This is a genomic window from Streptomyces doebereineriae, assembly GCF_031845645.1.
In the GTDB taxonomy this organism is placed as follows: domain Bacteria; phylum Actinomycetota; class Actinomycetes; order Streptomycetales; family Streptomycetaceae; genus Streptomyces; species Streptomyces canus.
Genome location: NZ_JAVREZ010000011.1, coordinates 139,351 through 161,658, shown reverse-complemented (window position 1 = coordinate 161,658; position 22,308 = coordinate 139,351). Strand labels below are relative to the sequence as shown.

Annotated in this window: 17 protein-coding genes; 6 read left to right on the top strand and 11 right to left on the bottom strand. The window is 69.6% G+C overall.

Annotation, left to right across the window (positions count from 1 at the left end; genetic code table 11):
- Nucleotides 1–8: 8 nt before the first annotated feature.
- From RNB18_RS29495 to RNB18_RS29465, 7 genes are all read right to left on the bottom strand, one after another.
- Nucleotides 9–965, bottom strand: a complete 957-nt coding sequence (locus tag RNB18_RS29495) for an AraC-like ligand-binding domain-containing protein (RefSeq protein WP_311717158.1) — start codon at nucleotides 963–965, stop codon at nucleotides 9–11.
- Between the two features lie 191 nt (nucleotides 966–1,156).
- Nucleotides 1,157–2,161 (bottom strand): 3,4-dihydroxyphenylacetate 2,3-dioxygenase, encoded by a 1,005-nt coding sequence (gene hpaD, locus RNB18_RS29490; protein WP_311717157.1) that lies wholly within the window; start codon nucleotides 2,159–2,161, stop codon nucleotides 1,157–1,159.
- Nucleotides 2,158–3,645, bottom strand: a complete 1,488-nt coding sequence (hpaE, locus tag RNB18_RS29485; protein WP_311717156.1) for a 5-carboxymethyl-2-hydroxymuconate semialdehyde dehydrogenase — start codon at nucleotides 3,643–3,645, stop codon at nucleotides 2,158–2,160. Before hpaE ends, hpaD begins: the two co-directional genes overlap by 4 nt.
- On the bottom strand, nucleotides 3,642–4,574 hold the full coding sequence (dapA, locus tag RNB18_RS29480) for a 4-hydroxy-tetrahydrodipicolinate synthase (RefSeq protein WP_311717155.1): 933 nt from the start codon (nucleotides 4,572–4,574) through the stop codon (nucleotides 3,642–3,644). The genes hpaE and dapA overlap by 4 nt, the downstream gene beginning before the upstream one ends.
- Nucleotides 4,571–6,016: a fumarylacetoacetate hydrolase family protein gene (locus RNB18_RS29475; protein WP_311717154.1), complete on the bottom strand. Its 1,446-nt coding sequence runs from the start codon at nucleotides 6,014–6,016 to the stop codon at nucleotides 4,571–4,573. Before RNB18_RS29475 ends, dapA begins: the two co-directional genes overlap by 4 nt.
- The gene (gene hpaB / locus RNB18_RS29470; RefSeq protein ID WP_311717153.1) at nucleotides 6,016–7,482 is read right to left on the bottom strand and encodes a 4-hydroxyphenylacetate 3-monooxygenase, oxygenase component; all 1,467 of its coding nucleotides are present in this window, start codon (nucleotides 7,480–7,482) and stop codon (nucleotides 6,016–6,018) included. Before hpaB ends, RNB18_RS29475 begins: the two co-directional genes overlap by 1 nt.
- Before the next feature lie 61 nt (nucleotides 7,483–7,543).
- Entirely contained in the window at nucleotides 7,544–8,047 is a 504-nt protein-coding gene (locus tag RNB18_RS29465; protein WP_311717152.1) for a flavin reductase family protein, read from the bottom strand.
- Between the two features lie 262 nt (nucleotides 8,048–8,309).
- Here RNB18_RS29465 and RNB18_RS29460 point away from each other — a divergent pair, with 262 nt between their 5' ends.
- Nucleotides 8,310–8,855 carry a MarR family winged helix-turn-helix transcriptional regulator gene (locus RNB18_RS29460; RefSeq protein WP_311717151.1) on the top strand — a complete coding sequence of 182 codons (546 nt, stop codon included), beginning with the start codon at nucleotides 8,310–8,312 and terminating at the stop codon, nucleotides 8,853–8,855.
- Between the two features lie 52 nt (nucleotides 8,856–8,907).
- Here the strand turns inward: RNB18_RS29460 and RNB18_RS29455 are convergent, their stop codons facing one another.
- Complete coding sequence (locus RNB18_RS29455) at nucleotides 8,908–11,673, bottom strand: helix-turn-helix transcriptional regulator (RefSeq protein ID WP_311717150.1); 2,766 nt, start codon at nucleotides 11,671–11,673, stop codon at nucleotides 8,908–8,910.
- Nucleotides 11,674–12,067: 394 nt separating this feature from the next.
- Here RNB18_RS29455 and RNB18_RS29450 point away from each other — a divergent pair, with 394 nt between their 5' ends.
- The 5 genes from RNB18_RS29450 (at nucleotide 12,068) to RNB18_RS29430 (ending at nucleotide 16,996) form a co-directional block, all read left to right on the top strand.
- The gene (locus RNB18_RS29450; RefSeq protein ID WP_311717149.1) at nucleotides 12,068–12,901 is read left to right on the top strand and encodes an enoyl-CoA hydratase/isomerase family protein; all 834 of its coding nucleotides are present in this window, start codon (nucleotides 12,068–12,070) and stop codon (nucleotides 12,899–12,901) included.
- A gap of 210 nt (nucleotides 12,902–13,111) precedes the next feature.
- On the top strand, nucleotides 13,112–13,927 hold the full coding sequence (locus RNB18_RS29445; protein ID WP_311717148.1) for an oxidoreductase: 816 nt from the start codon (nucleotides 13,112–13,114) through the stop codon (nucleotides 13,925–13,927).
- Nucleotides 13,928–14,148: 221 nt separating this feature from the next.
- A complete protein-coding gene (locus tag RNB18_RS29440; protein ID WP_311717147.1) occupies nucleotides 14,149–14,499 on the top strand; it encodes a DoxX family protein in 351 nt (116 codons plus the stop codon).
- 204 nt (nucleotides 14,500–14,703) lie between these two features.
- The gene (locus RNB18_RS29435) at nucleotides 14,704–15,984 is read left to right on the top strand and encodes an MFS transporter (RefSeq protein WP_311717146.1); all 1,281 of its coding nucleotides are present in this window, start codon (nucleotides 14,704–14,706) and stop codon (nucleotides 15,982–15,984) included.
- A gap of 175 nt (nucleotides 15,985–16,159) precedes the next feature.
- Nucleotides 16,160–16,996, top strand: a complete 837-nt coding sequence (locus RNB18_RS29430; RefSeq protein WP_311717295.1) for a helix-turn-helix domain-containing protein — start codon at nucleotides 16,160–16,162, stop codon at nucleotides 16,994–16,996.
- Nucleotides 16,997–17,007: 11 nt separating this feature from the next.
- Here RNB18_RS29430 and RNB18_RS29425 read toward each other — a convergent pair whose 3' ends face one another.
- The 3 genes from RNB18_RS29425 to RNB18_RS29415 all read right to left on the bottom strand — a co-directional run bounded on the left by RNB18_RS29425 (nucleotide 17,008) and on the right by RNB18_RS29415 (nucleotide 22,253).
- Nucleotides 17,008–17,832 (bottom strand): SAM-dependent methyltransferase, encoded by an 825-nt coding sequence (locus RNB18_RS29425; RefSeq protein ID WP_059207439.1) that lies wholly within the window; start codon nucleotides 17,830–17,832, stop codon nucleotides 17,008–17,010.
- A 208-nt stretch (nucleotides 17,833–18,040) separates the two neighbouring features.
- On the bottom strand, nucleotides 18,041–21,361 hold the full coding sequence (locus RNB18_RS29420) for a S8 family serine peptidase (protein ID WP_311717145.1): 3,321 nt from the start codon (nucleotides 21,359–21,361) through the stop codon (nucleotides 18,041–18,043).
- Nucleotides 21,362–21,425: 64 nt separating this feature from the next.
- Nucleotides 21,426–22,253 (bottom strand): DUF3152 domain-containing protein, encoded by an 828-nt coding sequence (locus RNB18_RS29415; RefSeq protein ID WP_311717144.1) that lies wholly within the window; start codon nucleotides 22,251–22,253, stop codon nucleotides 21,426–21,428.
- Between the last annotated feature and the right edge of the window lie 55 nt (nucleotides 22,254–22,308).

Here is a 22,308-nt window from a genome sequence, read left to right as displayed (position 1 = left end):
TCGGCGCCCTAGGCGCCCAGCGCCGTGCGCCCGGCCCCGCGTGCCTCCGACGGGCTCATGCCGTAGGCGCTCTTGAAGGCGTGGCTGAAGTGGGCGGGGTCGGGAAAGCCCCAGCGGCTGCCCACGGTGGCGACGGGCATATGGGCGAGCGCGGGGTCCGCGAGGTCGCGCAGGCACTCGGCGAGGCGACGCTCCCGGAGCCAGCCCGAGACCGTGTATCCCCGCTCGGCCAGCAGCTTGTAGAGGAAGCGCCGCGAGATGTGGTGGGCGGCCGCGATGCGGTCGGGGCCGAGCCCCGGGTCGGAGAGCCGCTGTTCCATGTACGTGAGGATCCGCCGGGCCAGCAGCTCCCGCCCGTCGTCCTGTTGCGTCACCTCCACGGAGCACCGGTCCGAGAGCATCGCGCCGACCAGGTCGACCACGCTGTCCGCGAGCCGCGGCGTGCCGAGAGCGTCCAGTTGCCGCACCTGCCCGGCCAGTCCGCACAGGAACGGGTGCACCACGGGCCCCAGCCCGTCGCTGCACGACACGGTGGTGGCGATCATGCGGGCCAGGTCGCGCTCGGGCAGCCGGAGCATGACCCGCGGGAACATCAGCACGAGTGTGCGGTACCGCTGGTCGAAGTCGAGTGTGTACGGGTGCCGGGTGTCGTAGATGGCCAGCTCGCCCGGCTTGAGCAGGGCCTGGCGGTCCGCCTGGGTCAGCATGCACTGCCCGGCCAGCTGAAGACTCACCTTGACGAAATCGGCCGGGTCGGAGGCGATGTGCTTACGGGTGTGGGCGACGCCGTGCGGATCCGCGGCCACCACGGACACCTGCACCGCGCCGAGCTGGGCGGTGTGCAGGGAGGCGCGGAAGTCGGGAACCTCGCGCGGCAGCGCTTCCAGCGGCACGAAACTCTGACCGACCACATCCCGCCAGAACTCGAAGCGTCCTGCGGAGGTGTCGTCCGACGGAGTCGTCATCGAGGGCATGGGTCTCCTCTGCGTGCCCTTCGGCAAGCCGGCAGGTAGGCGTGCCGCCGGATACTAACTGTCGTATCCGGTTTTCACATAGTGCGATGAATGCGGTGAATGAGAAGATCCCGTGCCTGGCCAGGCGCGGTGAGGGGGTCCTGGAAGCGCGCGGCACCTCAAGGACCCCACCGCCCGTAGCGTCAGCCGAGGCCGTCCGCACCCACCTGAACCGCGGACTCGTCGAGGACGGTGTCGGTCACGGGCCGCGGACGGCCGTCCAGGTCGAGGACGGGCACGGCCTCCTTGTACCAGGACTCGATGACGGCGTTGCCCCAGAAGTCGCGGCGGCGGTCGTCGCGCACGTTCCAGCGGTACGTCTCGTGGTCCGGGTCACCGGTGTAGTAGTCCGAGGTGTAGATCTCCACGCGGTGGCCGTCAGGGTCCCTCAGATAGAGGTAGAAGGCGTTGGAGACGCCGTGCCGGCCGGGTCCTCGTTCGATGTGGTGCTCTTTGTGCAGCGAGCCGAAGATGTCGGCCGCGCGCAGTACCTGGTGGGACTCGTGGGTGGCCACCCCGACGTGGTGCAGGCGCGGCCCGGCACCCCCCGTGAAGGCGACGTCGTGGACGGTCTGCTTGCGGTACATCCAGGCCGCGTACAGCTCGTGCTCGTCACCCTCGATCGTTTCCGAGCAGCCGAAGCCGAGGGACCGGTAGTGGGCGTAGGCGGCCGGGATGTCGGGGGTGCAGATGTTGAAGTGGTCCAGGCGGGCGATCTCGGCGCCGTGGCGGATGTCGTAGCGCTGGATGAGGCGCTCGGCGCGCTCGATCTCGTGGAAGAACTCCACGGGGAAGCCGAGCGGGTCGATGACGCGGACCGCGTCGCCGACGCCGTGCGTTCCCTCGCCCTTCTTCAACCGCTTGACCGGGCAGCCGAGTCCGGCGAAGAACTTCTCCGCCTTGTCGACGTCCTCGGGAGTGCGGACGCGATAGGAGAGGTGGTCGAGGGCCGCCAGGTCGCCCTTGCGCAGCACCAGTGAGTGGTGGGTGAGTTCGTCCGTGCCGCGCAGGTACAGCGACTCGGCGTCCTCGTACTGGATGTGGAAGCCGAGCATGTCGACCCAGAACCAGCGGGCGGCACCGAGGTCGGTGACGGCGAGCTGGGCGTAGGCGGACCGGACGACGTCGGGGGCGTTCGAGGTGGTCATGATGCGGCTCCGAAGCGGGGAGTGTGCACCTCGGCGAGGGCGACGTGGACGATCTTCGATTCGGTGTAGAAGTCGATGGAGTGCGCGCCGCCCTCGCGGCCGACGCCGGAGGCCTTGACCCCGCCGAACGGAGTGCGCAGGTCACGGACGTTGTGGGAGTTGATCCAGACCATGCCGGACTCGACGGCGTGCGCGATGCGGTGGCCGCGCTTGAGATTCGAGGTCCAGACGTAGGCGGCCAGACCGAACTGCGTGGCGTTCGCGAGTTCCACGGCCTCGGTCTCGTCGTCGAAGGGAGCGATGGCCACGACCGGGCCGAAGATCTCCTCCTGGAAGATGCGGGCGTCGCGTTCGACGTCGGCGAAGACGGTGGGCTGGAGGTAGTTGCCGTCGGCGAGGTGCTCGGGGCGGCTGCCACCGGCGACCAGACGGCCCTCCTTCCTGCCGATCTCCACGTAGTTCAGGACGCGCTCGTAGTGCTCGGGGTGTACCAGCGCGCCGACCTCGGTGGCCGGATCGGAAGGAAGCCCGACGCGTACGTTCGCCGCCCGCTCTGCCAGTCGCCGGGTGAACTCCTCGTACAGCGGGCGCTCGACGAGTACGCGTGAACCTGCCGTGCAGCGCTCCCCGTTGAGGGAGAACACGCCGAACACGACCGAGTCCAGCGCGGCCTCGAGGTCGGCGTCGGCGAAGACGACGACCGGGGACTTGCCGCCCAGCTCCATCGACACCGTCTTCAGGTGCTCGGCGGAGGACCGGATGATGTGCCGGCCCGTGTCGGAGGAGCCGGTGAAGGAGATCAGCGGCACGTCCGGGTGGTCGACGAGGGCCTGGCCGGCCTCCTCGCCGATGCCGTGGACGATGTTCACCACTCCGGCGGGCACGCCCGCCTCTTCGAAGATCTCCGGCCACAGCGACGCGGAGAGAGGGGTCCACTCGGCCGGCTTGAGGATCAGCGTGCAGCCGGACGCCAGCGCGGGTGCCAGCTTCCAACTCTCCAGCATGAAGGGGGTGTTCCAGGGAGTGATCAGCCCGGCGACTCCCACCGGTGTGCGCACCACATAGCTGAACTGGTCGTCGCCCTGCCGGAACGCCTCCTCGCCGAGGGCCACGATGACATCCGCGAAGTAGCGGAAGTTCTCGGCGGCGCGCCGCGCCTGGCCGCGGGCCTGCGTGATGGGCAGCCCGGAGTCGTACGACTCGAAGGCGGCGAGCCGATCATGGCGGGCCTCGACGGCGTCGGCGATCCGGTACAGGACACCCGCGCGCGCCCGGTTGGACAGCCCGGCCCACTCCGGGAACGCGCCCCGGGCAGCCGTCACCGCCCGGTCCACGTCGGCCGCGGAGCCACGCGCGGCCTGTGCGTACGACGTGTTGGAGACCGGGTCGGCGACGTCGAAGGTGCGGCTGTCGGCCGCGTCCACCAGGTCGCCGCCGATCCAGTGCCGGATCACGGAGGGAAGGTGCTCAGGGGTGGTGCTCACTGCGCGGCTCCGATCTGCTGGGTGAGGTCTCCGCCCTCGCGGAGCAGCGCGCGGATCTTCGACAGGCCTGCGTCGGTGGGGGAGGTGAGCGGCGGGCGGACATGGGGCGACGCGATACGTCCCTGCTGGTGCAGGACCCACTTGGCCGGCGCCGGGTTCGTCTCGACGAACAGGAGGTCGACGAGCGGGTGCAGGCGGTAGTGGATATCGCGGGCACCGTCGAAATCGCCCGCCTCCCACAGCTCGTACATCCGAGCCACCGCGCCGGGCGCGAGATTGGCGACGGCCGACACGAACCCGGCACCGCCGAGCGCGAGCAGCGGCAGACAGAGCAGCTCGATGCCCGACCACACCAGCAGTGAGCGCCCGCAGGCGTGCAGCACGCGCGAGAAGTGCTCGAAGTCCTTGGTGGTCTCCTTGACGCCCACGAAGTTCTCGAAGTCGGTGAACAGCCGCTTCACCGTCTCGGGCGCGATGTCGACGGCCGTGCGGGAGGGCACGTTGTAGGCGACGATCGGCAGGTCCGGGAACTCCCGGGCGACGGTCGCGTACCACTGGTACAGCCCCTCCTGCGTGGGGCGCGCGTAGTACGGCGTGATGACGAGAGCGGCATCCGCGCCCAACTCCGCTGCGGCGGCGGTGAGTTCGAGGGTCTCGTCGAGCTTGTGGGATCCGGTCCCGGGCAGGAACGGGACGCGGTCGCCGATCTCCTCCACCGCCGTCCGCATCCCCGCGATCCGCTCGCCGACACTCTGCGCGCTGGGTTCGCCGGTGGAGCCGCCCAGCGAGATGCCGTGCGAACCGGAGTCCAGCTGGAAGCGGATCAGCGCGCGCAGGCTGTCGTGGTCGACGGCTCCGTCCGAGGTGAAGGGGGTGATGGCGGGAGCGATGGAGCCGCGGATGGCGGACGGGTCGCTGCGGAATTTCATGCGTGCTCTCCTTGCGTGCTGTGCTGCTTGCGCCACCGCTCGTACATCTCGTGCCAGTCGGGACCGAGGGGATACAGGCCGTCGATGTCGTGCCCGGCGCGCACCTGCTCGGTGATGAAGCGCTCCCGCTGTTCCTGCTCCCGGCAGTCGGTGATCAGGTCCTCGGCCAGCTCGGGCGGCACGACGACCACGCCGTCCGCGTCTCCCACCAGCAGGTCGCCGGGCTGCACGAAGGCTCCGCCGCAGGCGATCGGCACCCCCGTGTCCCACGGCACATGGCGGCGGCCGAGGACGGAGGGGTGGGCTCCGCCGTGGTAGACGGGCAGCCCCAGTTCGGTGACGGCGACGCTGTCGCGCAGACCTCCGTCGGTGACCACCCCGGCCGCGCCGCGCTGTTGGGCCCGCAGGGCGAGGATGTCGCCGATCGTGCCGGCGGAGGTGTCCCGGCGGGCGTCCATGACCAGCACATGACCGGGTCGCAGCTGCTCGATGGCCCGCTTCTGGGCGTTCATGCCGTTGCCGTACCGCTTGAACAGGTCCTCGCGCAGCGGCAGATAGCGCAGCGTGTGGGCGACGCCGACCATCTTCGTGTCCGGCCGTGTGGGACGTACCCCGTCGATGGACATGTGCGGCAGTCCGCGCCCCCGCAACTGCGCGCTGAGTGTGGCGACCGCGACCGAACGCAGTCCGTCCTCGATGCGTTCGTCGAGCAGTGGCTCGGGTGGGTACGCGGCTCCGTGGGCGGCCTCGCGTTCGGCCGCGTCCGTCCTCGGCATCGCTCCGTACGTCTCCAGGGCGGGCCCGGAGGCGATGGGGTTGCGCAGTCGCCCGGTGGACTGCCCGCTGCCGGTGACCTCGACCTCCACCGTGTCGCCGGGGGAGACGACGGACGCGCCGGCCGGAGTGCCCGTCAGGATCACGTCCCCGGGCGCCAGGGTGACCAGTCTCGACAGATCGGCGACGAGCTGTCCGAAGGGGAAGAGGAGCGTTTCGGTGGTGTCGTCCTGCACGAGTTCGCCGTTGACCCAGGTACGCAACTGGAGTGCGGCCGGGTCGAGTTGGCGCGCGTCCAGCAGGCGCGGCCCGATCGGCGTGAAGCCGTCCGCGCCCTTGGAGCGGAGGTTGGAGCCGCGGTCGGCGTACCGCAGGTCGTAGACCCCGGCGTCGTTCGCGGCGGTCACCCACCGCACGTGGGACCAGCCGTCCTCCGGCCGCACCCGCTGGGCCCGGCTGCCGACGACCAGGGCGATCTCACCTTCGAACCCGAGCAGTTCACACCCCTCCGGGCGGACGATGGCCTCCTTGGTGCCGGCCAGCGACGAGGGGGGCTTGAGGAAGTAGGAGGGCTGAGCCGGGATCCGGCCGCGCTCCTTGGCCCGGCTGGGGTAGTTGAGATGGACAGCGATGATCTTCGACGGGGGGTTCCCCAGGGGGTGCGTCATCAGGAGCGCTCCAGGCTGTGCTGATCCAAGAAGTCCTGGACCTTCGCCTTGTACGGCTCGCGGTCGTACGACTTCACGTACGCGCCGGCCATGCGTACGGGGTCGCCGAAGAAGTAGTACTCGTACAGGGACTGGCGGCTGGAGAAGGCGGAGATGCAGGTGTCCCAGACGAGACGGAACAGCTTCACGCGCTCGGCGCCGGTGAGCGTGGCCGACTGGAGGTAGGCCTCGATGTCGGCGGCCGCCGGGCCGGTGATGTCGAGTTCGGTCGGGGTGGCCATCAGGCCGGAGGCGCCGAGCTTGCGCAGGATCTGCGGGAAGCGCTGGTAGAGCTTGGGGTAGAGGTTGCGGGCGGCGTTGAGGGGGGCCCAGGCCGGGGTCAGCACCCCGTACTCGTTGACCTCGGCGTCGGCTTCCGCCGCGCGCAGGAAGGCGCGCAGTGTCTCCAGGGTGGTGATGATCTCGGCGATGTCCTCCTGGACGTGCTGGAACTGCTCGATGCCGATGGCCTCGGTCAGCAGTGTCACCAGTCCGAGGATGTACTCGGTCTTGGCAGTGGTGCGGGTGACGACCTGGTGGGTCATGTGCACCACGGAGGACGTCTGGGAGTAGAAGCCGTTGCACAGCTCGGCGTCACCGAGGGCGAAGCAGCGCTCGAAGGGCACGTGCACGTCGTCGAAAACGACCACACAGTCCGATTCCTCGAAGCGGGAGGCGAGGGGGTGGTCATGGCGCGGGCGGTCGTAGTCGAGGGGCTCGCGGGCGATGTAGCGCAGGCCGGGGGTGTCGTTGGGGATGGCGAAGGCGTACGAGTACGGCTTGTCCTCGGGGGTGCCGCGGAGCACGGTCGAGGGGAAGACGAGCATCTCGTCGGCGAAGGGGGCGATGGTGGCGAGCATGCGCGCCCCGCGGATCACCACGCCGTTGTCGTCCTCCTTCACGATGCGTGCCGCGAGCTTGCCGCCCGCCTGCTGGGTACCGGCCACCGCCCGGTTGACCTGCGGCGGGATCAGCGTGTGCGTGCACAGCAGATCCTCTTCGCGGGCCTTCTCGTAGTAGCGGCGGATGTTCTCGCCGAAGGCGGGGTCGGCCTGGGCGAACCAGTCGGCGGCCGAGGCGAGCGCCATCAGGGAGCTGTTCATGTAGTCGCCGGTGCGGCCCAGCATGCCGTTGCTGTGGTCGGCCCACACCTTGAACGCCTTACGGCGCTTGACGAGATCCTCGGGTGTGCGCGGAGTGAGGAAGGACGTGCCGACCGGCTCGCCGGAGGTGGGGGAGGCGTACGTGAGGACGTCCTTGTGCTCGTCGCTGTGCTGGAGGTCGTACAGCTCGGCGTAGGTCTGCACCACGTTGCGGAAAGCGGGGTGTTCCTGGATTCCTCCGGTGAGCGTCTCGCCCTGGATGTGCACGGTGGGACGGGACTGGGAGAGGCGTTCGAGGAATTCCTTGCCGGTGCGTGCGGCCATGGTGGTTCTCCTGGGGAGTGCGGTGGGGCCTGAGAGGGCGGTGGGCCGGGCGGAAAAGGCTTCAGAAGAGGTGCTCGATGCCGTCGGTCGACTCGGTCGTCGACGCGAAACGGCTCCAGGCGTAGGTCAGGGCGTCGCCGTCGCGGTGACCGAGGTCGGTGACGCGGCCGAGAACCAGGGTGTGGTCGCCGCCGTCGTACGTGCGCCAGGGCTCGCACTCCACCCAGGCGAGCGGGTCGGCGAGCCGCGGGACGCGCGCGCCCTCCGCCCAGCGGGGCTCCGCGGTGCTCGGGGCCCCGGCGAACAGCCGGGCCAGCTGCTCCTGTTCGGCACCGAGGATGTTCACGCAGAAGGGCCCGTCGGCCAGCTGGTCGTGGCAGCGGGCCCGGCGGGCGACGCTGACCAGCACGAGCGGCGGTTCGGCGGACACGGACGTGAAGGAGTTCATGGTGGCGCCCCGCGGACCGCTGTCGGTCGCGTACGACACCACCGTGACGCCGGTGGCGAAACGGGACATGCAGGCACGCAGTGCGCCGGGGCTGGGGGGAGCGAGTGCTTCAGGCATACGAGGCTCCTTGGGATCGATCGCCCGGGACGCACGGCCGGGAGGAGACCTGTCCCCTGACAGATCCAGGGGACAAAGCAGAACAAGTACTGCTCAGGGCATATAATCAATGCTTTGATTAATTGGGGACCGTACTCCCGTCGGCATCTGGGGGGAAGCCCTCGGGCGAAGGTTTTTCACGGTCCGGAAACCAGGACGGGGTGCCGACCTGTGCCCGCTTCCCGAGTGCGGTCCGTGCTGCCGCCCGACCTAGACTCCGACTGTGACCCAGGAACCGGAACCGCTGGATGCCGACCACCTGCACTTCTGGTCGTTCATCGATTACGCCATCGACCGGGCCTCGCGGGAACTCCCCGGCATCGACCCGCTCGCCATGCGGCTGGTGCTCACCCTCCACCGCGCGGCCAACATGCTCGTCTACGACCTCGAATCCGCCGTACACCGGCCGCGTGGCTGGTCATGGCCCGGCTTCCGAGTGCTGTTCGCCATCTGGCTGTCGGGCCCGGTCGAGGCGAAGAAGGTCGCGGAGCTGTCCGGCATGAGCCGAGCCGCCGTGTCGGCGCTGGTGAACACGCTGGAACGGGACGGCCTGGTGACCAAGGAGCGCGCCTCCTACGACGGGCGCGCGGTCCAGCTCGGCCTCACCGAGGCCGGCCTGCATGCGATCACCACTGCCTTCCAGGCACACAACGCACGTGAACAGGAGTGGGCGGGCGCCCTCAGTGAGGACGAGCAGCAGACCCTCATCGAGTTGCTCGGCAAGCTGACCACGCACTCCGCGCACTTCGACGTCCGGCACCGGACCTGAGGTTTTCCCAGGCCGCGTCGCATTTGGCGACCCCTTCACGGAAGGCGGCCGGTCAGCCGATCAGCTGCAACCCGTCCCCGAAGTCGATGCGCGCGAGGTCGGCGCGCGAGACGATGCCGAGCTTCGGGAACACGTTGGCCAGGTGATGACCCACTGTACGAGGACTGATCAACAGCTGTGCCCCGATCTCACGGTTGGTGAGCCCCTGCGCGGCAAGCCGTGCGACTCTCAACTCCTGCGCCGTGAGGATGGTGTCCCGGGCCGGTGCGGAGTCGCGGCGCAGCTGCTGTCCGGTGAGTTCCTGTTCGGCCCGGGTGCGGGCAAGCAGGGGCGCCGCGTCCAATCGCCGGAAGGTCTCCGCGGCTTCGGCCAGCTGTGTCCGGGCGTCGGTACGACGGCCGGCCCGGCGCAGCCACTCGCCGTACAGCAGGCGCGTGCGGGCGTGGTTGAAGGGCCGCGACTCGGCTCCGGGGACATCCAGCGCGAGCCGGAAGTGCTTCTCCGCCTCTGTTCCGGACGCCAGCAGGGCATGGACAAGGTGCGTCGCGGAGACGGCCCACGCCGCGCGGGTCCGTTCGGCCCACCGCCGCAGCAGCCGCGCCTGTTCCTCGGCCGTCGCCCGCTGCCCGGCCTGGAGGGCGGCCTCGGCGGTGTCCGGCGCGGCGAGCACCGCGATGGTGGCGTTCGCCGCGTGGTGCCCGGGCTCGCTCAGCCGGACCAGTCGGTCCAGCGCCTCCTCGGCCCGGCCGGCGAAGAGCGCCGACATGCCGAGGTTCCACTCCGCGCCGGCGCTGAAGACGAGCACCCCACGCGGCACCCATACCTCGATGAACCGGGCGGCGAACTCTACGACGGTCTGCTCATCGCCTCGCGCGGCTGCCAGCCATCCGAGACCGGCACGGCACTGCGCCGCCAAGTGGTCGTCGCCGGTCCCCTCGGCAACTTGGAGTCCCTCAAGGGCGTTCGCCTTGGCCGAGGTCCAGGAGCCTTGCACGATGTCGAGCGCCACGGTCTGGGCCAGCGCCTGGGTCAGGGCTGTGACCTGGTCCGTGTGCCGCAGCGTGTCGGACTCACGGAGGAGCGCCTCCTGCAGGGCGGATTCGATGCCCCAGGCCACCGCCAGCGGTGCCGGTGGCATCAAGAGCCAGGAACTGCCGCTGAGCCGGGTGAGGATGTCACCGACGGGGGCCACGACCTGGACGCGGTCATCGGCGCCGTCCGCTTGATCCTCCGCCCACCACTGACGCAGCAACGGCATCAGCTCGGCGTTCGGGAAGTCCCCTTGCGGGAGCCGCCGCTCGAGCCGCTGGAGCGCCTCGCGCTGAAGTGCGCCATGACTGGCCGCCCACGCCGCCCGCAGCGCCATGCTGCCGAGCCTGAACGCCTGCCCGGGATCGGCCACCCGCTCCATGTCGCGGGTCAGCTGACGGCAGGCGGTTTCCAGATCGCCGTGCGCGAACTCGATCAGCCCGCGCAACCCCTCGCTGAGATCCGCGACCGTGGCTTCGGAGGAAAACCCTTCGGCCCGCTCCAGCATCCCCCGTGCCACGTCGACGTGACCGGCCTCCCAGGCCGCCCTCGCTCCGTGCGCCAGCCGCCTGGCCGCGTCGTCCGCGGAGGGGGACAGTTTCGCCGAACGCCGCAAGGCACGGGCGGCCGTGGCACAGCCACCGCGCGCCCAGGACCGGTGGGCCGACTCTTCCAGCAGCCGGGCCACCTCCTCATCGGGCCTGCCCACGGCTTCCCAAGCCGCGGCCAGGTGCCAGGGGCGCAGCTCGTCTGCGTTCTCACCGGTCAGCACGGAGGCGAGCGCATGATGAACGGCCTGGCGGTTCGCGGGCGGCGCCTCCTCGTAGACGACCGCCTCCATCAGCTGGTGGCGGAAGCGGATCCGCCCGTCCGAGCGCGTGGTGAGCAGGCCCGAGTGCAGTGCCTCGTCCCACGCGACCGTGTCGAGGCCGAGCACATCACCGGCCTGGCACAGGGTGTTGCGATCGCTACGGTCATCGGCGGCGGCGAGAAGGAGCGCGGTGCGGGCAGGCGGGGACAGCTTCTCGATCCGGGCGCGGAAGGCGCGGCGCAGGCGTGGCCCGACGGCGATCTGCTCATCGGCAAGGGGGTGCGCCGATATGTCGCCGGCCGCCACGGATGTGGTCAGCTCCTGGAGCGCGAGGGGATTTCCGGCTGCCGCGCGGACCGTGCGGCGGATCGCTGACTCGTCGGCCTGCGGAGCGACGGCACGGGCGAGGAGCCGGGCGTCCTGGTCGCCCAGCTCCCGGACCTCCAGGGCCGCCAGTTTCTCCCAGGGGCCCTCGCCGGGGTCGTCGTGTCCGGTGAGGAGCATGACCACGGGCTCGTTGCGCAGTCTGCGCGCGACGAAGGCCAGGCACTGTGCGGACGGCTCGTCGAGCCATTGGGCGTCGTCGGCGACGATGAGCAACGGCCGTTCCTTGGCCAACTCGCCGAGGAGCGTCAGTACGGCCACGCCGATCAGGAACCGGTCCGCCATGTCGTTGCTGGTACCGAGCGCCCCGTTCAAGGCGTTGGCCTGCGGCTCGGGGAGTGTGCTGATCCGGTCCGTCACCGGCCACAGCAATTCGTGCAGACCGGCGAACGTCAGCCCCGACTCCAGGCGAGTTCCCCCGCATCGCAGGACAGTGAAGTCCGCGGCCGCGGACGCGGCCACGTATTCCAGCAGGGCTGTCTTGCCGATGCCGGGGTCGCCCCACAGCACAAGCGTTGCCCCGTCGCCTTGCCGAGCACCGTCAAGCATCCGGTCAAGGGCTGCCTGCTCCTGGCGCCGTCCGTATAGGTCCATTTGCTTGAAAGCTTAATGGGTTGCGGTCACCCGGAGCCACTGCCGGCAGCCCGAGTTCAACGACACAGACCAAATTTTGACGGAGGCGGAGACGGTGACGGACACGGTGACGGATCCGTTTTCCTCGCCTCCTTCGTAGCGTCGGGCGTGATCAGTGCACTCGCGCCCCACCGCAGGAGAAAGACATGGCGACGGCGATCCGGGGTTGGGAGCGTCGGCAGGGCAGCGGCCCAGCTCGCTGTGCCGGACGCGTTACGCCGCCCCGCCCGGACCTCGCCAAGCAGCGCTGCGCACCCAGCCGGCCGACTGACCCGCTCGTCCGTCAAGCCGATCGCTTGGCGCCCCGACGAACACGCATTCCTGACGAACCGTCAGGGTCACCCTTGGAGCGAACATGACGCAACCCAGCACGATCACCGTGGAGCAGCTGACACCAGGTATCCGCAAGGTCACATTCGCGAATCCACCGGTGAATCTCATCGTCGGGGAGACCGTGTCCCGACTGGTCGAGGTCGTCACGGAGCTGAGCGAGGACCCGCAGGTTCACGTTGCCGTCTTCACCAGCAGTACACCCGGCTACTTCTTCAACCACTTCGATCTCGACCGGGTTGCCGACTTCATGCCCTCCGATCCGGAGGCGACGCCGGCGTGGATCGATCTCGTGGTACGGCTGTCCACGGCTCCGTTCATCAGCATCGCGTCCATCCGCGGCAGGACCCGGGGCGGCGGGGACGAACTGGCCCTGGCCTGCGATCTGCGCTACGCCAGCCGCGAGCACGCGGTGTTCGGACAGCCCGAGGTCGGCGGCGGGATCCTTCCCGGCGGCGGGGGCACAGAACGCCTGCCCCGACTCATCGGACGGGATCGGGCTCTCGAAGCCATCCTCAGCAGCGATGACTACGACGCCGACACGGCGGAACGCTACGGATGGGTGACCCGCACCCTCGCCGACGCCGAGTTGGACGACTTCGTGAACGGTGTGGCAACCCGGCTGGCGTCGTTCGACAAAACGGCGCTGGCAGCCGCCAAGGCTCAGGTCAACCGGGCGACGCTCCCGCCCGAGGCCGACCTGCGAGCGGCCTACACGGAGTTCCTGAGCTCCCTGACCTGGCCAGGGGTCCAGGAATTCCTGCCCCAGTTCGAGAAGCTCACTGCCGAAACGGGTCCCGAAGAGCTGGAACTCCGCTTGGGTCACTACCTCGGCATCGCACGTCAGCAGAGCCGGTGAACACCGACGGCGAAGATCCGCTCGCGACCAGCGGGTGACGCCTCAGGGGTCCGCTCGTGATCTTTCCCGTGACGCACCCCGGGTTTCCGGCTCTCTCTCGGATCACTCCCGGATCGCCGGGCGAGACCACTTGCCATCGACCTGACGACTCCCCTATGGTCGTACGAACGTAAGACATACGAACGTACGTCAAAATCTAGGGAGCTCGTGATGGCGACAACTCGGCCGGTGGTGCTGGTGACCGGTGCCTCTTCGGGGGTCGGCAAGGAGACGGCCCGTGCCTTCGCCGCGGCGGGCTTCGAGGTGATCGGGACCGCCCGCAACACCGCGCGGGTCAGTGCGCCCGCCGGGGTGGCCTACCTCGACCTCGACGTGACCAGTGACGAATCGGTCGCCTCCGTGGTCAAGCAGGTGACCGACCGGTTCGGGCGTATCGACGTCCTGGTCAACAACGCCGGCGTCGGCGCCAACGGCGCCGGCGAGGAGTTCTCCGTCGCCCGGACGCAGGAGGTCTTCGACGTCAATGTCTACGGCATCATGCGGATGACCAGGGCGGTGCTGCCGCACATGCGCACGCAGCGCAGCGGACGCGTCATCAACGTCTCCTCCCTCAGCGGGTTCGTGCCCAGCCCGTTCATGTCCATCTACACCTCGACCAAGCACGCGGTCGAGGGCTACTCCGGGTCGCTGGACCACGAGGTCCGCGAGCACGGCGTGCGGATCCTGCTCGTCGAGCCCGGCCCGATCAACACCCCGTTCGGGGACCACAGCGTGCAGGGCGACACCCCGATGCCGCTCTACGCGTCGGGCCGGCGCACCTTCGACGAGGTGCTGGCCAAGAACCTCAGCGGCGGCGACGATCCCGCCACCGTGGCCAAGGTGATCGTCGCGGCGGCCACCGACCGCAACCCGAAACTGCGGCGCACCGCCGGCACGACGGCCGCCGGCATCAGCGTGTTCCACCGCGTCCTACCGGCCCGGATCTTCGACCGCATCGTCCGCAGGTTCAACCGGATGCCGAACTGACAGTTCGGCGCGGGTGGCCGCCGGTGTTTCCCAACGTCCCTTGCTCAGCATCGACGAGATCGCACGCTCCACAGACACCACCCGGCAGGCCTACACCGACGGCGCCCTGATAGACGCCGAACAGCACAACTGATCGCATCGACACCGTGATCGCGGCTCATCGCTTGTCGCCCTGAATTCCTGGACCCATCGACGGTCCCCTTCTTGCTCCGGAGCTCTCCGTGTTCATCGCCTATGCCGTCCTCGCCGTCGTGCTGTCCCTGCTGCTGGTCCTCTCTGCCGTTCCCGACATCACCCGCGACCCGAAGATCACAGAGGGGCTCAAGGCGCTCGGGGTGCCCGACAGTTGGTTCTTGCCGCTCGGCCTGGTCAAGATCGCGGGCGCTCTGGGGCTGCTCGTCGGCATCGCCTACCGACCGTTGGGCATCGCGGCGGCGATCGGCGTCGTCCTGTACTTCCTGGGCGCCGTGATCACACACCTCCGTGGAGGCGACAAGAAGGGAAGCGCCACCCCGGCCGCCATCATGCTTCTTGCCGTGGCGCCGCTGGTACTGGGGTGCGCGACGGTCTGATCGCGCTCCACGATCGCGTTCAGCGCGGAGATCCTGCCGCAGTGGACGCCGCGAGGCGCCCGGTGGCGGCACGGGCAGACGGGCCTTCGGCCGATGAACTGGCCGTCGGCTTGGGACAATTGTGGCTCTCGCTTTGCTCGTCATGCGTTGTTCGCGTCGTCGTCCGGACCTAGCCTCACCTGCGGAACCGTGGGAAGGGCCGACATGCTGAATACCGTTCGGGAACAGGCGAAGGGGCTCACCAAGGACCAGCGCAACGCGTTCGTCGCCGCCTATCTGGGATGGGCGATGGACGCGTTCGACTACTTCCTGGTGGTCCTCGTCTACAGCGAGATAGCCGACGACTTCCATGTCTCCCTCACCGACATGGCCTTCCTCACCACCGCCACCCTCGTGATGCGGCCGGTCGGGGCCTTCGTCTTCGGCATGTGGGCGGACCGCCGGGGCCGCAGGACCCCGCTCATGGTCGACGTGGTCTTCTACTCGATCGTCGGTTTCGCCTGCGCCTTCGCGCCCAACTACGCCGTGCTGCTGGTGCTGCGTCTGCTGTACGGCATCGGCATGGGCGGCGAGTGGGGCCTGGGCGCGGCGCTCGCCATGGAGAAGATCCCCGCCGAGCGGCGCGGCTTCTGGTCGGGCCTCCTGCAGAGCGGCTACTCGCTGGGGTATCTGCTCGCCGCCGTGGCGTTCTTCGTCATCGAACCCGTCTTCGGCTGGCGCGGGTTGTTCGCCTTCAGCCTGGTGCCCGCCCTGGTCGCCCTCTGGGTGCGCAGCCGGGTGGAGGAGAGCGAGGTGTGGGAGAAGAGCGTCAAGCTCAACCGCACCCCCGCGTACCAGGTGTTCAGGGACCCGGCCGTGCTGAAGCGCTTCGTGTACCTCGTGGCGCTGATGACCGCCTTCAACTGGATGTCGCACGGCACCCAGGACATCTATCCGACCTTCGTCAAGAAGGGCCTGGGTCTGTCCCCGGACACCGCCATCGCCATCGCCGTCGTCTACAACATCGGCGCCATGATCGGAGGCGCGCTGCTCGGTGCCTTCTCCGAGCGGCTGGGACGCCGTCGCACGATCATGATCGCGGCGGCCGGTGGTCTGGTCGTGGTGCCCTTCTTCGTGCTGTCGACGACTGTGGGCTGGCTGATGCTCTCCTCCTTCCTGATGCAGATGTGCGTCCAGGGAGCCTGGGGCGTCATCCCCGCGCACCTGACCGAGATGAGCCCGGACGCGATCCGCGGCTTCTACCCCGGTGTCACCTATCAGCTCGGGAACCTGATCGCCGCCCTCAACCTGCCCATCCAGGAAGCCCTCGCCGAACGGCACGGCTATCCGGCGGCGATGGCGTGGACCGTGGTGCCGGCCCTGGCCGTGGTGATCGTGCTGAGCGCCGTCGGCAAGGAGGCCAAGGGCATCCGGTTCGGCGGCTCGGGCACCGCGGGCACCCCGGGCGGCCCGACCCCGAGCACCGCGGCGGCCGACAGCGCGTAGGCACGCTTCCACGTACCGATACGTGCCGGGCCGTCAGCCCCTACGATGGCAACTCGCAGTGCCTGTACGTGTGCACAGTCGAGTTCCACCGCAGGGAGCAATGCCCATGGGCGCCCACAAGTCCGCAGGAACACCGATCGACAGCGGGATCCTGGGCGGGCGGTCGGCCGGGCCCATGGTGCCGCGGCTGCTGCTGGGCGCGCGGCTGCGCAGGCTGCGGGAGGAGCGGGGCGTCTCCCGTGAGGATGCGGGACATGCCATCCGCGGCTCACGGTCGAAGATCAGTCGCATGGAGGCCGGCCGTCACGGCTTCAAGCTGCGGGACGTGGAGGATCTGCTCACTCTCTACGGCGTCACGGGCGAGGCCGAACGTGCCACCCTGCTGACCTTGGTCGAGGAGTCCAACACCCCTGCCTGGTGGCAGTACTTCAACGATGTGGTGCCCGCCTGGATGCAGAACTACCTGGCGGCCGAACAGGCGGCGAGTCTCGTCCGCTGCTTCGAGGTCCAGCGTGTTCCCGTCCTGCTGCAGACCCCCGACTACGCCCGTGCCTCCCTCCGGCTCGCCCACGCGGACGCGTCCCCGGTGGAGATCGAACGACGTGTCGCGTTACGGATGTCCCGGCAGCGGATCCTGCACAGGCAGCCGGCGACCAGGCTCTGGGCGGTGCTCGACGAGGCGGCGCTGCGGCGGCCCGTGGGCGGCAGCTCCACGATGCGCGCCCAGCTCAGGCATCTCATCGAGATCTGCCGGCTCCCGCAGGTCTCCGTCCAGATCCTGCCGTTCCTCTCCGGCGGCCACTCGGCGGAGGGCGGCCCGATCACCATCGTGCGGCTGCCGGGCAGCGAGTTGCCCGACGTCGTCTACCTCGAACAACTCGCCACCGGCCTCTATCCCGACCGTCCCGCCGAGATCGAGTGCTACTGGGACGCCATGAACCGCCTGGCGGTCGAGGCCGAGTCACCGGACGAGACGCCCACGATCCTGCACCGCATCCTCCAGGACACGTGACCCCAGCGGTCTCAGCTCTTGCGAGCGACACCGCCGTACTGGTGCACCTCCGCGGGAAGGCCCCACGCCTCGGTGTCGGGGCGCCAGCGCGAGCACGACGCCACGCCCGGTTCGAGCAGTTCCAGTCCGTCGAAGTAGCGCGCGAGCTGCTCCGGGCTGCGGAGGATGTAGGGGATCGAACCGCCCTCGTTGTACTGCTGGATGGCCTGGACGTAGGCCTCGCTGGTGGCGGTGCTGTCGTACTGCACGAGGAAGCTGCCGGAGGGCAGCCCGGCCACCAGCTCCCGCACAATCGCGCACGCCTCGTCGTGGTCCTCGATGTGGCCGAGGATGCCCATCAGCATGAGGGCGACGGGCTTGTCGAAGTCCAGGGTCTTCCCGGCCTCCCGCAGGATCGTGGCGGGGTCGCGCAGGTCGGCGTCGACGTAGTTGGTGACCCCCTCCGGGGTGCTGGTGAGCAGCGCGCGGGCGTGGGCCAGCACCAGCGGGTCGTTGTCGACGTAGACGATCCGGGACTCCGGGGCCACCCGCTGGGCGATCTGGTGGGTGTTGTCGACGTTGGGCAGCCCGGTGCCTATGTCCAGGAACTGCCGGACGCCCTCCTCACCGGCCAGATGACGGACGGCGCGGGCGAGGAAGTACCGCGCCGCGCGGGCGCCTGTCTCGATGCCGGGGAAGATCTCGCGGAAGGCGTCACCGGCCACCCGGTCGACCTCGTAGTTGTCCTTGCCTCCCAGCCAGTAGTTCCAGATCCGGGCCGACTGCGGCACAGAGGTGTCGATCTTGGGCAAGGCCTCCTGCTCGGACTGCTCGGAGTTCTCTGCCTGATCAGCCATGGACGCTCCTGCGTGTGCGCGACGGGGAAACCCGCCGAACGGTTCGAACACCGGTCGTGGACATCCACGTTAATCCCCGAGGCTCGCCTCATGTGAATCATCGGCCCCAACAGGCCTGGATCTGCTGCCTGTTGGGGCCCAACCGCAGAGGTGTACCCACCTGCCCGGGACAGCGGCGAGGCCGTCCCGGGCAGGTGGGTACCGGGGGTTACGGGGTGGTCAGGTAGGCCCTTTCGATCGTCTGGGTCAGGGTGTTGCCCGCCCGGTCCGTCAGCTCCGCGCGCAGGGAGACGGAGCCTGCCGTCGCCGGGTGCTTCAGCGACAGGTGCGTGCCGCCGACGGACTTGGCGGGCTGCCAGGTCTTCCCGTCGTCGTAGGACACCTGGAAGGCGAGCTTCGCCGGGCGCTGTCCCGCCGCCGCGCCCTCGACGGTGAAGGGCACCTCGAAGCGCTTGCCCGCCTTCGCCGTACTGGCCAGGGTCAGGTCGGGGCTGAAGCGGACCGTCGACAGCGGCAGTGCGGTGAACTCGTCCTCCGGGGCCTTCGCCGAGCGGAAGGTCCACTCCGCGCGGACCCGGGTGCTGACCGGATACACGGCCGGGTCACGGGAGTTGTCCACGGTCAGCTTGTACGTGGTGTCCTCTGCCGGAACCGTGTACTCGGTGAGCCCGTCGGTCGGAGGGATGCCGTAGTCGTCGGCGATCTCCTTGCCGTTCGCCTCCAGTCTGGTCGTCACCGCGGTCGTGTTGCTGGTGCCCCAGTGTCCGGCGCCGTCGCCGAACAGCGGGACATACGCCCTGACGGTGTTCCCCATGCGGGCGACACCGGGGAAGCCCCTGGCCGGTCCGAACTGTCCGGTGCCGGCCAGTGCCGGGCCGAAGACGCCGACGTTGAAGCGCTCCTGGTAGCTGTGACCGGCCTTCCAGATCCGCGGCATCCTCATGAGGAAGTTCTCGAAGACCGACTCCCGGCCCTCGCCCGAGAGCTGCCAGGTGCGCAGGGACCACTTCACACCGTTGTCGAGGATGTACTCGGTGCTCCGGAACGGCAGGTCGCCCCGCATGTCGGTGAAGCCGAACACCAATTCGCCGTCGGGCAGGTGCGGGCTCACCTCGGCCTGGACGCGTCGGCCGTCGATTGCCTCGCCCACTTGGAGGTCGACCTTCGCCAACTGCTTCCGCTCGACCTTGGCGGTGAAGCCGTCCACGCTGCCCTTCCGGTACCAGGCCGCGTGGTAGTTGACCCGGTCGCCGTCCGTGCCCTGACGGCTCCAGCCGCCGGAGTACAGGGCGTTGAGACCGTCCACGGGCTCCCCGCCGCCGAGCCGCCCGAACCGCGAGCCCTTGAAGCTCGGCATCAGGTACTCGAGCGAACCGTCCCGCTTGCCCTCGCCGCGCCCGAAGCCGATCAGGACGGTGGCGTCGGTGTTCTCGGCCTCCGGGTCCGGCATCGTGATGTCCACCGGCTTCGCCTGCCGGGCGTCCACGGTGACGGTCTTGTCGCCGTCCAGCCGGAACCTCGGCTCCACCAGAATGCCGTGGCCGGGCGACGAGGTCTCCGGGTGGATGATCCCGCTGAGGATGTAGTCGCCCTTGGGCAGCCGTACCGTCAGCTCGCCGTCCTGCTCGTCGGCGTACTCGGCGTAGAAGTCGCCGTCGAAATCGGCGACGGCGGTGGCGGCGTCCCCGGTCGGCCGGCCGTTCTCGTCGATGTGCTTGAGCGTCAGGCTGTACGACTCCACCTTGCGCGTCGCGCCTATGGCGGACCGTACCTGGACCTTGCCGTCGGCCGACGCGGCCTGTACCGAACCGCCGAAGCTGCCGTCGGCGCTCCCCGCGCGGGTGTCCGCCGTGACCTCGGCGCTCGCGGTGCCGCCCGCCGGGACGGTGATCCGCTGCGGGGACACGCTGAACATGCCCTCGGCGGCGGGCTTCCCGTCCACCGCGAAGGCGTCGACGGACAGGTCGAGGGTGACCGGCTCGGTGCCGAGGTTGCGGTAGGTGAGCTGCTTGGTGGACGGCTTGTCGTCGTCGTGCGGCCACTGCTGCTCGCCGAAGTCGAGCGGGCCCTGCTCGGTGACGACGTTCTGTTCCAGCGCCCGGACCAGATCGGTACGGCCGGTGCCCTGCTGGAAGGAGCTGTACGTCCCCGGCTTCGCGGAGCCGGTGAGGACCGCCTTGAGTCGCTCGCCGCTCCAGTCGGGATGCTGCTGGGCGAGGAGGGCGGCGGCGCCCGCGACGTGCGGGGTCGCCATGGACGTACCGTCGAGGGTGGCGTAGCCGGGGACGCCGGAGGGGTACTCCTTCTCGATGATGCTGCCGGCCGCCGCCGCTGCCGTGATCTCGACACCGGGCGCGGTCAGGTCCGGCTTGACGCCGCTGTCCCCGACCCGCGGGCCGCGACTGGAGAAGTCGGCGAGCGCGTCGGACTTGTCGACCGCGCCCACGGTGAGCGCGGCGTCCGCGCTGCCCGGCGAGCCGACCGTGCCCTCGCCGAACTCGCCCTCGTTCCCCGCCGCCACGACGAAGAGCGTGTCGGATTCGGCGGAGAGCCGGTCCACGGCCTCCTCCATCGGGTCGGTGCCCGGCAGGTCGGTGCCGCCGAGGCTGAGGTTGACGACGTCCGCCTTCTGGGCCACCGCCCACTCCATGCCGGCGATGATCCCGGAGTCCGAGCCGAAGCCGGTGTCGTCCAGGACCTTGCCGTTGAGGATCTTCGCGCCCGGCGCGACCCCCTTGTACTTGCCCTCGGACTTGGCGCCGGTGCCGGCCACGGTGGACGCCACGTGCGTACCGTGTCCGAACTTGTCGCCGGTACCGTCGGAGCCCGAGAAGTCCTTCTCCTCGACCACCTGGTCCGCCAGATCGGGGTGGGAGGTGTCGACTCCGGTGTCCAGGACGGCGACCTTCACCCCGGTGCCGTCGTATCCGGCGGCCCACGCGGCAGGTGCGCCGATCTGCGGCACGCTCCTGTCGAGCGAGGCCTTGCGCCGGCCGTCCAGCCAGACCTTCTCGACAGCCCCGGACTCCTCAGCGGTGACGGTGTCCCAGAAGTCGGCCGTCCGCTTCTTCGCGGAACGCATCGACTTGCCGTTGACCACCGGCAGCGTACGGCCCATCCGGGCCCCGGCCTCGGTGAACGGGCTCATCGAGGGCGTCTTCTTGCCCTTGAACGTGACGATGAGCGGTACGTCGGACCGGCCCGCGTCGTCGTAGCCGTCCTTGAGCAGCTGGGTCACGTCGAACAGTCTGGCGTCCAACTTCCCCTGGGCGAGAAGCAGTTCGGCGTCACCGGGAACCACCCGGGTGTGTCCGGCGACCTCCCGGATCGAGAACGGCACGTCCTTTCGGCCCGGCGCCCGCTCCACTCCGGAGACCTGGCCCTCGTGACCGACCAGGACCCGGTCGCCGGTGACCAGCGTGACCGTCCGTACCGCGGCGGCCGTACGACCGCGCCCGGTGTCGACGGCGCCCGCGCCGGTCGGGAGACCGGCCAGGACCAGCGTCACGGAGGCCACTCCGGCGGCCATGGCCGCATGTCTGTGGCGTACGCGTAACTCCATCTGAACTCCTGACAGTTGGGGGAACAAGGCGTCACGGGACGGAGGGGCCCGTGAGGAGACGGCCGTCGCTGTCGTACGGCCAGACATTGGGGACGCAGCCGAGCAGGCCCTTGATCTGCTGCATCATCGCGGGGGCCGGCTGCCCCTCGCCGGGGCAGGTCACATGGCCGTGGCCGAGGAAGTGGCCCACCTCGTGGTTGATGATCAGCGAGCGGTACCCGACGACGTCCTTCGGGTAGAACTCGGTCGCCAGCACCCAGCGTCTGAGGTTGACCATCACGTTGTGGTTCACGCTGCAGTTGACCTTGCCGCCGGTGTCGAGACCGCCCTCGGCACAGAACTTGTCGACGGTCGCCGGGGTGGCGAGCCGGACCCGGAAGTCGGTGGGGCCACTGGACACCCGCTGGAACGCCGAGTGGCCGTCGGCCGTCCAGCCGCGCGGGTCCGCCAGGGTCCGCTCCACCTGCTCGGCGACGTCCTCGGGGGAGATCGTGATGCCCTTCTCCACCTCGACCCGGTAGCGCAGGGGCGTGCCCTTGCCGACCCGCCCGCTCCCACCGGGCGCGGTGACGAAGGTCCCCGGACCGCCCTGGGGGAGGGGAGTCGTGGAGGGGCTGGGAGGCGGGCCGGACTCTTCCGGTTCCGGTGACTCAGGTGTCCTTCGGGATTCCGGACTCGCCACGGGTGAGGGCGCCGCGGATGTTCCACTCGCGTCGGACGGCAGCCACGCCACCACCGCGCCACCGACGGCCGCGAAGGCCACCAACGCGGCCAGGCCGCCCATCAGTTGGTTCTTCACGCTCCGCTCGGAGTGCTTCCGGCGACGGCGGCCGGCGGGGTTTCGTCTGTGCGCTGTCACGGTGATCACGATGTGATCGCCATGTGATCGGACCTGGCCCGGAAGGTAACGAACC